Annotated in this window: 10 protein-coding genes; 2 read left to right on the top strand and 8 right to left on the bottom strand. The window is 72.3% G+C overall.

What is annotated here, in order from left to right:
- Positions 1 to 1,512 carry a precorrin-2 C(20)-methyltransferase gene (locus Ato02nite_RS17315; RefSeq protein WP_213007564.1) on the top strand — a complete coding sequence of 504 codons (1,512 nt, stop codon included), beginning with the start codon at positions 1 to 3 and terminating at the stop codon, positions 1,510 to 1,512.
- Between the two features lie 318 nt (positions 1,513 to 1,830).
- On the top strand, positions 1,831 to 3,348 hold the full coding sequence (locus Ato02nite_RS17310) for a cellulase family glycosylhydrolase (RefSeq protein WP_213007563.1): 1,518 nt from the start codon (positions 1,831 to 1,833) through the stop codon (positions 3,346 to 3,348).
- Here the strand turns inward: Ato02nite_RS17310 and Ato02nite_RS17305 are convergent.
- The 8 genes from Ato02nite_RS17305 to Ato02nite_RS17270 all read right to left on the bottom strand — a co-directional run bounded on the left by Ato02nite_RS17305 (position 3,282) and on the right by Ato02nite_RS17270 (position 12,537).
- A complete protein-coding gene (locus Ato02nite_RS17305) occupies positions 3,282 to 4,568 on the bottom strand; it encodes a glycosyltransferase family 4 protein (RefSeq protein ID WP_246607102.1) in 1,287 nt (428 codons plus the stop codon). The genes Ato02nite_RS17310 and Ato02nite_RS17305 overlap by 67 nt on opposite strands.
- Positions 4,552 to 5,787 (bottom strand): glycosyltransferase family 4 protein, encoded by a 1,236-nt coding sequence (locus Ato02nite_RS17300; RefSeq protein ID WP_213007562.1) that lies wholly within the window; start codon positions 5,785 to 5,787, stop codon positions 4,552 to 4,554. The genes Ato02nite_RS17305 and Ato02nite_RS17300 overlap by 17 nt, the downstream gene beginning before the upstream one ends.
- Positions 5,784 to 7,160, bottom strand: a complete 1,377-nt coding sequence (locus tag Ato02nite_RS17295) for a lipopolysaccharide biosynthesis protein (RefSeq protein WP_213007561.1) — start codon at positions 7,158 to 7,160, stop codon at positions 5,784 to 5,786. The genes Ato02nite_RS17300 and Ato02nite_RS17295 overlap by 4 nt, the downstream gene beginning before the upstream one ends.
- Positions 7,154 to 7,909 (bottom strand): hypothetical protein, encoded by a 756-nt coding sequence (locus Ato02nite_RS17290; protein WP_213007560.1) that lies wholly within the window; start codon positions 7,907 to 7,909, stop codon positions 7,154 to 7,156. The genes Ato02nite_RS17295 and Ato02nite_RS17290 overlap by 7 nt, the downstream gene beginning before the upstream one ends.
- Positions 7,906 to 9,774, bottom strand: coding sequence for a putative glycosyltransferase family protein (locus Ato02nite_RS17285; protein WP_213007559.1), 1,869 nt, complete (start codon positions 9,772 to 9,774; stop codon positions 7,906 to 7,908). Before Ato02nite_RS17285 ends, Ato02nite_RS17290 begins: the two co-directional genes overlap by 4 nt.
- Positions 9,771 to 10,889 (bottom strand): glycosyltransferase family 4 protein, encoded by a 1,119-nt coding sequence (locus Ato02nite_RS17280; protein ID WP_213007558.1) that lies wholly within the window; start codon positions 10,887 to 10,889, stop codon positions 9,771 to 9,773. The genes Ato02nite_RS17285 and Ato02nite_RS17280 overlap by 4 nt, the downstream gene beginning before the upstream one ends.
- The gene (locus tag Ato02nite_RS17275; protein WP_246607101.1) at positions 10,886 to 11,641 is read right to left on the bottom strand and encodes a glycosyltransferase family 2 protein; all 756 of its coding nucleotides are present in this window, start codon (positions 11,639 to 11,641) and stop codon (positions 10,886 to 10,888) included. The genes Ato02nite_RS17280 and Ato02nite_RS17275 overlap by 4 nt, the downstream gene beginning before the upstream one ends.
- Positions 11,642 to 11,799: 158 nt before the next feature.
- A complete protein-coding gene (locus Ato02nite_RS17270; RefSeq protein ID WP_213007556.1) occupies positions 11,800 to 12,537 on the bottom strand; it encodes an L-type lectin-domain containing protein in 738 nt (245 codons plus the stop codon).
- Positions 12,538 to 12,624 lie beyond the last annotated feature (87 nt).

The raw sequence follows: 12,624 nt of genomic DNA, 5'->3' as shown, positions 1-12,624 counted from the left end.
ATGGCCGGAAAGCTCTACGGCGTGGGCGTCGGCCCCGGCGACCCGGAGTTGATCACGGTGAAGGCCGCCCGGCTGATCGAGAACGCCGACGTGGTGGCCTATCACGCGGCGCGGCACGGGCGCAGCAACGCGCGGGCCATCGCGGCGGCGCACCTGCGGGACGGGCAGATCGAGGAGGCGCTGATCTACCCGGTCACCACCGAGACCACCGACCATCCGGGCGGTTACCAGGGCGCGATCGACGACTTCTATGCCGAGTCGGCGGCCCGGCTCGCCGCGCACCTCGACGCGGGGCGGGACGTGGTCGTGCTGGCCGAGGGCGACCCGTTCTTCTACGGGTCCTACATGCACATGCACAAGCGCCTCGCCGACCGGTACGACACGACCGTCGTCCCGGGGGTGACCTCGGTGAGCGCCGCGTCGGCCGCGCTCGGCCGGCCGCTGATGGAGCGCGACGAGGTGCTCACGATCCTGCCCGGCACCCTGCCCGCCGGCGAGTTGGCCGCGCACCTGGCGGCTACCGAGTCGGCCGCGGTGATGAAGCTGGGCCGCACGTTCCCGAACGTGCGGGCGGCGCTGGAACGTTCGGGCCGGCTCGCCGACGCCTGGTACGTCGAGCGGGCCACCACGGCCGGCGAGCGCACCGTCCCGCTCGCGGACGTCGATCCGGACACCGTCCCGTACTTCTCGCTGGCGTTGCTGCCGAGTCCGGCGGCCGCCGCCTTCGGCGCGGAAAGAGGTGCGGAAAGAGAAGACGACCAGGAGGGCGAGGTCGTCGTGGTCGGCTTGGGGCCGGGCGACCCGCAGTGGCTCACGCCGGAGGCGCGGGCCGCGATCGCCGCCGCCGACGACCTGATCGGCTACGGCCCCTACCTGGACCGGGTGGCCGCTCGGCCGGGCCAGCGCAAGCACCCCTCGGACAACCGGGTGGAGGCCGAGCGGGCCGCGTTCGCGCTCGACCTGGCCCGGCGTGGGCACCGGGTCGCGGTGATCTCGGCCGGTGACCCGGGCGTGTTCGCGATGGCCGCGGCCGTGCTCGAGGTGGCCGACGACCCGCAGTGGAAGGACGTGCCGGTGCGGGTGGTGCCGGGGCTGACCGCGGCGCAGGCGGTGGCGGCCCGGGTGGGCGCGCCGCTCGGGCACGACTTCTGCGTGCTGTCCCTGAGCGACCGGCTCAAGCCCTGGTCGGTGGTCGAGTCGCGGCTGGTCGCCGCGGCCCGGGCCGACCTGGTGATCGCGATCTACAACCCGGCGTCGAGGTCGCGCACCGAGCAGCTGGTGCGGGCCCGCGCGGCGCTGCTGGAGCACCGCGCGCCGGAGACGGTCGTGGTGATCGGGCGGGATGTGGGCGGTCCGACCGAGTCGGTGCGGGTCACCACGCTGGCCGAGCTGGACCCGGCCACGGTCGACATGCGCTGCCTGCTGTTGATCGGTTCGACCCGGACACGGGCGGTCGCCGGGGCGGACGGGACGACCCGCGTCTACACGCCGCGGCACTATCCCGAGGCATAACAACCCACTCGCAACCGACGCCGGGGTTTATGCGGCGGAAAAGTGGCTTTTCCGCCGCCACAGAATGCATTTTCGGCCGGCGCCGCTACCGCCCGGCAACCGTTCGGCGACTCCGGAACTCTACCGGCCATCAAGGCATTTCCGCAGCTCAGCGCCCTTCGGCGGGGCTAAGAGTCCGATCTTTTCGGTTGCCGCAACCCGGCTGCCACCGTCGTGCACCGACGAAGCAATCAGCAAACCATGACTCCCCTAATGCAACTGCGCCGATTGGAGGGCCGCTTCCGCACCTGAACCTCGTCCCACGGAAGGGACCCGTACGTGAACCTCTCCCGCCGCCGCGCCGCCGTCATCGCCTCGACGGTCCTCCTCGGCCTGTCCGCCCCCGCCGCCGCCCCGGCGATCGCCCAGCCCGCCGCCGTGAAGCCCGCGACCACGACGAAGGTCGCCACCACGGCCGTCACCGCGGTGCCGACGCTGGCCTCCCGGCTCGCCGCCGTCAAGGCCGCCAAGACGATCAACTACTACCCGGCCAACGCCGGCTGGTCGAAGATGTGGACCAGCTTCGACGCCGCGAAGATCGACGCCGACATGGCGAAGGCGGACGCCCTCGGTGCCACCAGCGCCCGGGCGATCATCTTCCCGTCGACGTTCGGCTACCCGACGCTGAACTCCACCTACACCAGCCGGCTCGCCACCTTCGTGAACACCGCCGACAAGTACGGGATGACCGTCAAGTTCACGCTGTTCGACTGGTGGGGCCAGTACAGCGAGGTCGCCAACAGCTTCAACTGGGCGAACAACCTGCTCCGGGCGTACCGGGACGACCCCCGGATCATCTCGGTCGAGCTGCAGAACGAGTTCGACCCGGACGACGTGGGCGCGGTCACCTGGGCCAAGAAGATCGTGCCGCTGGTCCGCGCGGCGTACCCGACCATGCCGCTGACCTTCTCGGTGAACGGTGACGACGGCGCCATCGGGATGGGCAAGATCAAGGCGGCGCTCACCGCGAACCCGATCGACTTCTACGACTTCCACTTCTACACCAGCTCGGAGCGGGCCCTCGCGGTGATCAAGCAGGCCCAGGCCACCGTCGCGCCCACCCCGATGGTGATCGGCGAGGTCGGCCTGAACACCCTGCAGAACACCGAGGGTGAGCAGGCCGCCTTCCTGGCCCGGGTGTTCCAGGCCGCGAACGCGGCCGGCGTGCAGTCGGTGGCCCCGTGGACGCTGACCGACTTCGCCACCGGCTCGATCCCCGATTCACAGGTGTCGAAGATCCCGGCCCAGTACAACTACGGCCTGTACCGCACGAACGGTGTTGCCAAGGCGGCCGCGGCCGTGGTGAAGGCGGCCTGGACCGGTGCCGCCGCGCCGGCCACCCTGATGGACACCAGCTTCGAGAACGGCACCGGCCTCAGCCCGTGGCGTGCCTACCTGCCCGAGCTGGGCCAGGCGGTCAAGACGCAGGCGCAGGCGCGCACCGGCAAGTGGTCGGTCACCCTCACCAACACCGGCAAGACCGCGGCCGGTGCGCCGTCCTTCCGGGTCGCCCCGATCGTCCCGGTGGTCTCCGGCCAGAAGTGGCACGGCGAGGCGTGGGTCCGCGGCAACGCCGCCACCGGCGCCACCCAGATCGCGCTGAGCTGGTTCGACATCAACGACAAGTGGCTGGGTGGCGGCGCCTCGGCGACCCTGCCGACCGGCACCACCAACTGGACGAAGCTGGTCGTGGACGGGGTCGCCCCGGCCGGTTCGGCCAGCATGCAGATTCACCTCAAGTCGGCGGAGAACACCGGCACCGTCTGGTTCGACGACGTGGTGGTGTCCGCCTCCTGAGGCTCGGCATGAACGGCGGACGCCGTCGCCCCACGTGGCGGCGGCGTCACGCCGATCCGGGCCATCAGCTCGTCGTACGCGGCGACGGTCTTCTCCCACGACGACGGGTCGGCGTGCCGCCGGCCGACCAGGCGGTCGGCGTCGCGGATCGCGGCGGACAGCGCCGCCGGGTCGCCGGCCGGTGCGAACCGGGCGCCCGGGTACTCCTCGGCCGCCTCGACCAGGCCGCCGACCGCGGTCACCACGACCGGCAGGCCGTGGCTCATCGCGATGTGCAGCGGCCCGCTCGCCGAGCTGCGCCGGTAGGGCAGCACGACCAGGTCGGCCGCCGCGAAGTAGGCGTCCACCTCGGCGTCGGCGACGTAGCGGTTGACGAACTCGATGCGGCCGGCGGCGGGCGAGGCGGCGATCAGTTCGGCCGGCAGCGTCCAGCCCTCCCAGGTCTCCCCCACCACGGTCAGGTGGTAGTCGCCGGGCAGCGTCGCGAACGCCTCGATCAGGTCCTCGAGTCCTTTGTAGGGGCGGATCGTGCCGAAGAACAGCAGCCGGCGCGGCCCACCCGGGACACGCGGCTCGGGGACGGCGGCGTCGTGGTGATCGAACGGGCCGTGCCGGGCGATCACCGACGGGACCGTGCTCAGCGCGTACGTCTCCCGAAGGGTCTGTTGATCGAAGCGCGAATGGACCACCACGCCGTCGGTGCGCCGCAGCAGCGGCTGGATGAATTTGCGGACGTAGGCCGCGGCCCAGCGGTGTTCGGCCTCGCCGGTGTCCTGGACCTCGTGGAACTCGACGATCACGCGGACGCCGGTGAGCCGGGCGGCGAGGCAGAGGACCAGGTAGGAGTGCAGCACGGTGCCGGTCCACCACTGCAGGACGAGCACGTCCGGGCGAAATTTGCGCATAAATTGGACGGCTCGCAGCAGGGAGGGCGCTCCCCACCAGTCCACGCCGTCGAAGACCGGGATGCCCTCGTCGTAGCGCAGGTCGCTGAGCTGCCGGCCGACCCGGTTCCGGCCGGGGTAGAGGCGGGCCGGGAGCAGCTGCCGCATCAGCACGGTGCCGACCTCGTAGCGGGTGTTGAGCGCGTTCGCGAGCCGGCAGGTGTAATAGCTGATCCCGGAGAGAAATCGCCATCCCGAGCCGACCACGAGAATTCGCGGTTTTTCTCGATAAATCGGATCAGGCGGGCGGACGGCGGACTCACGCGCTGCACGCACGGTAAACCTCCTCGATCTGCGGGACCACGCGAGTCGCGGTGAAGTCGAGCCCGCGCCGATAGCCGGCCGTGCGGAGCCGGTCGGCCAGGGCGTCGTCGGTGAGCACCCGGACGAGCGCCGCGTGCAGGGCGTCCGCGTCGCCGGTCGGCACGTGCAGGCCGCTCTCCCCGTCCCGGATCATGTCGGCCAGGCCGCCGACCCGGGAGGCGATCACCGGCGTACGGGCCAGCAGCGCCTCGACCGCCACCTGCCCCATCGCCTCGTTGATGGACGGCACCACCCCGGCCGCGGCCCCGTGCCAGGCCGCCATCACCTGCTGGTGCGGCACGTCGTGCCGGACCAGCACCCCGGGCGGAACCGCCGGGGTGTCCGGCCGCCAGGTCCCGATGCAGACCAGCGCCGGCGCCGGCTCGTGGCCCGTCCACCGGTCGACCAGGGTCCGGTACGCGGTGAAGAGCACGTCCACGCCCTTGTGCGGCCCGAGCGCCCCGACGAACAGGATGTACGGCCGGTCGGGCAGCCAGTGCGGCCGGGCCGTGTTGCGGGCCAGCTCGTCCAGCCCGTCCGGCACCAGGCTGGAGACCACCCGCACCGGCAGGCCGGCCGGGAGCCGGGCCTGTTCCAGGGCCCGGGCCACCGACGGCGAGATCGCGGTGAGCGCGTCGATCCCCCGGTGCCGGTGCGCGCGCAGCGCCGCGGTCAGCGCCACCGCCTTGGGCTTGCCGTACTGGCCGGAGGCGCAGGGCAGGCAGTGCGAGAGCCGCGGTCCGGTCGCGCAACCCCGGCCGTCCCGGGCGAAGGTCTTCTTCACGCAGGCCAGCCCGAAGTCGTGGGCGGTGTGCACGTGCGGCACCCCGTCCCGGCCGAACCGCAGCGGCAGGTAGCTGTACATCAACCAGTCGTGGCTGTGCACCACGTCGTAGCGGTGGGCCCGCAGTTCGCGCCGGATGCCGGCGACGGTGAGCGGGTCGGCTGCGGTCGGGTGGAACGGTTTCGCCCGGTCCTGGTTGATGCCGGGCAGCAGGCTGGTGGCGATGCTGCCGACCCGGACGACCCGGACGCCGCCGAGCCGCTCCTCCGCAACCGAACCGGGGGCGGCCAGGGTGAGCACGGTGACGTCGTGCCCCCGGCGCACCAACTCCTCACTGCTGGTGGCGATGCTGCGTTCGAGCCCGCCGATGACGGGTGCATAGAGGTTGGCCAGGTGCAGGATCTTCACGGGACTCTCCGGGATCGCGGGCGGGAATGGGCAGGAGAGCGGAAGCGCCCCGGAACGACCGGATGGGAACGTGGACGCGGTCGCCGGGGGCGGGGCGCGGAGACGTTCTGCGGGGTGAAACGGCGGCGAAGGCGGGCGTAACCGGTGTGCGCGGCGACCAGGGCCGCGCCCAGGGACTGGCCGATCAGCCAGGCCAGCCCGGCCGCCTCGATGCCCATCGCCGGCAGCCACAGCCAGGTCAGGCCCAGGCAGGCGACCGCCATCACCAGGTTCAGGCGCAGGCAGCGGCGCAGTGCCCCGAGCGAGCGCCAGTGCGCCACGGCCAGGTTGGTGATCGCGTCCGGGATCGCCGCCAGCACGAGGATCTTCAGCAGCAGGCCGCCGGCGGCCGCGTAGGCCGGGCTGAACAGGCCGAGGATCCAGCCGCCGGCCAGGAACAGCACGATCGCCGGGAGGCCGATCACGACGAGGACGACGAGCGCGGCCCGGGGCAGCGAGGCCGACCGGTTGTTCGCGTTGGTGCGCTCGGCGTACAGCGCGGAGGCGACCGCCGGGGAGACCATGAACAGCACCGACGCGGTCATCCAGGCGACGTAGAAGTGGGCGTTCTCGGCCGCGCCGAGGTGGGCGGTGACCAGCACCGGGAGCAGCGCGCTCGGCCCGGCCTGGGCCAGGTTGACCAGGTGGTGCCCGGTCATCGAGCCGCGCACGTGGCGCAGTTCGTCGCCGAGGCCGGCCCCGGTGGGCCGCCATCCGGGCCGCAGCCGGGACAGGCTCCAGCGCAGGGTGCAGGCCGAGACGATCAGCGACGGAACCGTCCAGGCGAGCACCACCGCCGCGGCACTCGCGAGGCCCGCCGCGGTGAGCCCGGCCAGTGCGGCCACCTTGCCCGCCGCGAGTGCCAGGTTGCGCCAGAGCATGCCCTGGCTGGCCCGGTGGGCGACGAAGACGTAGTCGAGCAGCATCGACGCGGTCAGCGCGATGGCCGTCAGGGCCAGCGCGACCACGCCGTCCGCTCCGGCCAGGAAGGTGAAGTTGCCGACCGCCCGGGGCAGCAGCAGGGCCGCCGCGATCGACGCGGCGGCGGTGGCAGCGCAGCCCAGCAGCAGGCCGGCGCTGACGATGCGGGACCAGGCGGCGGCCCCGGCCTCCGGCAGCCGCTGGATGAACATGTGGCCGATGCCCAGGTTGGCCATCATGCTGACCACGGTGGCCGCTGAGATCAGCGCGGTGGCCGTGCCGATCGCCGGGCGCGGCAGCTCGCGGGCCGCGACCATCCAGTAGAGGTAGCCGAGCCCGCTGGTCCCGACGGTGCTCGCCATGATCAGTACGCTGTTGCGGGCCAGCGAGTCCCGCCCGACCGCCCTCAGCATGTGGCCGGCCCGCGACCGTAGAAGACGGTGCTCGCCCCGCCCACGCTGATCTCGATGCGGTGCAGGCAGCCGGTCAGCGGGGCGGGCACGTGCACGGCGAACGAGCGGGTGGTGTCGGCGGCGACGGTGACCGGCCGGGCCGGGCCGGCGGGGCGGGCCCCGACGCGCACCCGGAGCTGGGCCACCGCGGCCGGTTCGCCGGTGCTGCTGACCCGGATCGGAACGTCCAGGCCGCCGCGGGGGAACGTCACCGGACGGTCGATGCCGGCCGCCCACCCGCCGAGGGCCACGCTGGTGAAACCCGGTTGCGACGGGTGCGGCAGCCGGACGTACGCCATGGTCGCCGCACCCCCGACGACCAGCGCGACCACCACCGGGACGGCGATCGCCGCGAGAGTCCGCGCGAAGCGCGGGTCGTCCGGCACCGGGCCGGACCGTTCCCGCAGCAGCGCCACCCCGCCCAGCGCCACCGTGAGCACGGCCAGCCCGGCGGCGATCTGCGGTCCCCGCAGCCCAACCCCGAGCAGGTGCAGGGTGATCGCCACCAGCGGCAGGCTGACCAGCCCGGACACCGCACCGAGGCCGATCCGGGCGACCGGCGCGACCGCCTCGGCGACCAGCGCGCGCAGCCAGAGTTCACCGAGCGCGAGCAGTCCGACAAGAAGACCGGGCAGCAGCCACCAGCCGTTGCCGAGGGCGAGGATGCCGACGGTGGCGAGGGCCGCGGCGAGGATCCGCGGGGTGGTCACTTGCCGCCCCCGATCGCCGGCACCGTCAGTGAGGCGAAGTCGAAGCGGTAGATCGCGATGTTCCCGCTGTCGTAGATCTTGATGGTCCACGGCGTGCGGTCGAACTTGGTGAGCTGACCGAGGGTGAAGCCCGGCCGGCCGTTGTGCGGGATCGGCTCGTTGTTCTCGAAGTAGATGCCGATCTCCGGAACCTCGCGGGCCATCCGCCGGTCCACCACGAGATAGCCGAACCGCCACGCGCTGAGCTGCCCGATCAGCGACGGGTTGACCGGCCGGCCGGGCTGGGTGAGATAGACGTCGTAGGTGGGGAAGGTGACCGAGCCGGTGACCGGGTCCTGACCGCCGAACGAGCCGAAGATCAGCCCGGAGTAACGGTCGGCGACGATCCGCAGCCCGCGGCCCTGGGTCGCCCGCAGCCAGTCGGCCGCGGCGGCCACCTCGGGGATGAGGGCCCGGGTGTCCGAGCCGTACACCGGCGGGCCGGGGAACCGGTAGGACGGGTTCATCCCGGCCGCGGTGTTGCCGACCATCACCAGAGCGAACGCGGTGAGCAGCGCGGCGCCGGCCTTCGCGGCCCAGCGGTCGAGCAGCCGGACCGCGAGCGGCGCCACCACCATCGCGATGCCGAGATAACTGAACGCCCAGGACCGCCGGGCGCCCTCGGCGCCGGACGGGGTGAGGATCAGGAGTACGGCCGGGAAGTAGCAGACGCCGAGCAGCAGCATCGCGAGCGCGAGCGGATCCCGGCTGCGCGTGCGGTAGAGGTGGACGGCCGCCCCGATCATCGCGACCAGCGCGAGGACCTGTGCCACGAACGCCGTCTTCTGCTCCCACCAGGGCGCGATCGACTGCTTGAAGAGCGTGCGCCCGCTCTCCCCGTTGTCGCTGAACATCCCGGCGAACTGGTCGAGCGCCTTGGCCAGATAGGGATCGAGGTAGCCGGCGGTCTTCGGCGCCACCCACAGCAGCCAGAACGTGGTCAGGATCGCGGCGGTCAGGGTCAGCGCCCACGCGGTCACGGCCACCCGGTCGCGCCGTTTGACGGTTACCGCCACCGCGATGATGAGCATGGTGGCGATCAGGCCGAGCGCGGTCAGGTGGTGGGTGACGACGGTGGCCGCGATCAGCAGCACCGCGATCGGCGCCTTGGCCGGCGAGCGCAGTGCCCGGACCAGCGCCACCAGCGTCCACACCCAGAGGGTGATGGCCAGCGACTCGTAGCCGAACTGGGTGTCGAAGAACAGAAAAGAGCTGTTCAGACCGTACGCGAGGGCGGCGATCGCGGCGGTCCGGCTGTCCCGCCAGATCTCCTGGGCGAGCACCGCGACGCCCAGCACCAGCAGCAGGTGCGCGCCGATCAGGACGGCCAGCGCGGCGTGCCACACCGAGACACCGGTCAGCGACGACACCGCGGCGACCGCTGCGTGCAGGCCGGGGAAGTCGCCGACCACCCGGACGATCGGGTTCGCCTCGAACAGCCGGCCGTCGAGCAGGATCTCCCGGCTCTGCCGCCAGTGCGCGAACTCGTCGTGGTAGAGCGGCCCGGTCGGGTTGCGCAGGAGTTTGGGCAGGTAGGTGAAGCAGGCGTAGCCGACGACCACCGCCAGTCGCAGCCGGGACGTGCTCGCGCGCCGGCCCGCCCAGTACGCGGCGGGCAGCGTGAAGACCAGCATGCCGAGCCAGAACAGCTCGAACGGGCGACCGCGACCCCATTCGGCGGCCCGGTCCGCTGCGACCAGCGCCACCGCCCCGGCCGCACCCGCGACCGTCAGCGACGCGGCGCACCAGGCGGCGCTGCGATCCCGGCGGGGGCCGGGCTCGGCAGTTTCCTCGGGCAGTACGGCGACGGGCGCGGTCAGGGTCATCGTTCGCCGGCTCCCGCTCCACTCTGTTGGATCAGTCGCACCCGCGGCGCGACGCTCGCGTAGACCTCCCGGGTCTCCAGCACCACGTCGCTCCAGGTCGGCAGCGGGTGGCGGCCGAGATCGGCCCGTCCGGTCGACGCCGCGAGCCGCAGCGCGTCGGCCAGCGCGACCTCGTCGTCCGGGTTGACCAGCCACAGCGGAACACCGGAGCCGGCCATCACGGCCAGTTCCCGGTGCGCCGGGATGAACGACGCCACGGTCGGCAGGCCGGCCGCGAGCGCGTCGGCCACCGCCATCCCGAACGCCTCGTGCGCGGAGGCGGAGACGGCCGCGGCGGCCGCCGCCATCCGGGCGGCGAAGACGTCCTCGGGCAGCCGCCCGTGGAACCGCACCCGGTCGTCGGACAGGCCCAGCCGGCGGGCCAGCTGCTCCAGCTCGTCGCGGGCCGGTCCGGCGCCGACCACGTCGAGGCGGTGGTCGTCGCCGAGGTGGGTCATCGCCCGGATCACCCGGTCGACCCGCTTGTAGCGCTCGAGTCGCCCGACGCAGAGGATGCCGCGGCCGGGCTCGTCGATCGGCTCGGCCGTCCGAGCCGGGTCGGTGCCGTTGGGGATGACCACGATCCGGGCCCGGGCCTCCGGGAAGTGCCGGACCAGCAGTTCCCGCTCGGCGTGGGTGACCGCGATCAGCCGGTGGGAGCGGGCCACGATCCGCCGGCCGATCGGCCGGTAGATCGGGTGCAGCGCCCGGCGCAGCAGACTGTGCCCGGTGCCGTGGTAGTGCGGGGTGAAGACCAGCGGCGTGCGGTTGGTGAGCGCGGCCGGCACCGCGGCGAGGGCGTGGTAGCTGTGCGCGTGCAGCACGTCGTAGCGGCCGGCGTGCCCGCGCAGGTAGCGCCAGAGAGCGGTGGAGAAGCGGTAGTTGGGTGCCGCGACGGTCAGCGGAAAACGCCGGACCAGCACCCCGTCGATCGTCTCGTCGGTGCTCACCGCGTGCTGGGTGAGCACCTCGACCTCGTCGCCGGCCGCGACCAGGGCCGCGCAGAGCCGGCGAGCGTGCGTCTCCACGCCGCCCACCTCAGGGTGGTAAGCGCTGGTGACGACGCCGATCCTCACCGCGCGTGCTCCACGGTAGTCACCGCGCTACGGCGCCGCGGCCACTCCCGGGCGATCGTCCGCAGCACCCGGAGGCCGTCGGTCATCGCGTTGAGGTTGCTCTCCCCGTGGATGCGGGCCTGCTCGAAGCTGGGCACTTCGATGATGTGCAGCCGGGCCCGGGCCGCCCGCAGGTTCAGCAGCGTCTCGATCTCGAATCCGTCGCCCCACAGCCGGCCGTCACCCTCCGGCCGCGGTGACGTCGAGTCCAGGCCGAAGACGTCCAGGTGCCGGGCCCAGAACGCGTTGTAGCCGTAGCAGAGGTCGCTGTAGCGGGTCCGGAACATCGTGTTCACCAGCAGGCTGAGGCACTTGTTGCCGGCCCGGCGCAACCGGGTGATGTCGGCGCTGCCGCCCGCACCGTGGAAGCGCGAGCCCTTGGCGAAATCGGCGCCGCTGCGCAGGGCCGCGATGAAGCTGGGGATCTCTCGCGGATCGGTCGACCCGTCCGCGTCGATCATCACCAGGATGTCACCGGTGGCCGCCGCGAAACCGCAGGCCAGGGCGTTGCCCTTGCCACGCCGGTTCTGGGTGACGACCCGGATGCCGGGCATCAGCCGGCGGGCGACCTCGACCGTGTCGTCCGTCGATCCCCCGTCGACCAGGATCACCTCGTCGACCTCGGGAAGTGCCGCCATCACGTGCGGCAGGTTCCGCGCCTCGTTGAGCGCGGGGATGATCACGCTGACCAGTGGTTCACTCGCGTCTGCCACCGGAGGCGGTGGCAGCTCGGTTCCCGTTCCGGCCGATGGCTCAACGTAGGGGACCGTGGACATGACAGTTCTCCAAGGCTCGGTCGTGCGATGACGTGCGGGCAGCACGGCCGGTACCGCGGGGATCCGCGGCACCGGCGGCGCGTCGTCGGTTCGGGTCAGCCTGCGGAGCCCTGGACCGACCATGAGTAGATGTCCTGCTTCGACAGGGCACTGCCGGTCGCGGCGGTGAAGCCGACCCAGGCCGAGAAGTCACCGACCTCGGCGGCCAGGTCGACGTTGTCCTTGAGCGCCAACTGCTCCTCGGCACCGGCCCGGAGCGATTTCACGTACACCCGGATGTCGTTGGTGTCGGCCTCGTACTTGACCCGGGCCAGGAACGGCCGCCCGTACAGCGGGATCGACGGCTCACCGACGCTGTGGTGGGTGTCGGCGTCGCCGCCCAGCACCACGGCGAGGTGGTTGCTGTTCGGGTCGGGCGTGTTCTGGAACGTGTCGAACTCGACGGCGACGCTCTTCTTGATGCCGCGGTAGCCGAGGCCACCGCCCCAGCCGCCGAGCGCGCGCGGGCCCTCGGACTGCACCAGGAACGCGATGCCGTCGGCACCCGGCTGTCCGTGGTGCAGGTAGACCTTGAAGGTCGACTCGAACGACCGGGTCAGGTCGATCTTCTGCGTGTCCCAGGCCGAACCGGCCTGCCGGAAGCCGCCGGCGCTGAGGCGCAGGATCCGCTGCCGGAGGTGGCCGGACGAGGTGATGATGTCCGCGGTGCCGTTGCGGTCGAGGGTCTTGGACGCGCCGGAGAACGTTGGGTAGTCGATCAGCGCGTCGTCGTCGGCGCCGAACGCGTTGGCGGGCGCCGTGGCGATCGCTAGCGAGAAGGTGAGTGCGGCCACGAGGCCACCGCGAGCGACTCGCGAAGAACGTGAAAAGAACACGGTTCTGCGCTCCATTTCGGATGAATTGTCCCACTTGGACGTGGC

Source organism: Paractinoplanes toevensis (assembly GCF_018332695.1).
Classification (GTDB): Bacteria; Actinomycetota; Actinomycetes; order Mycobacteriales; family Micromonosporaceae; genus Actinoplanes; species Actinoplanes toevensis.
The sequence above is the reverse complement of the archived record's forward strand: the minus strand, read 5'-3'. Positions and strand labels throughout refer to the sequence as shown.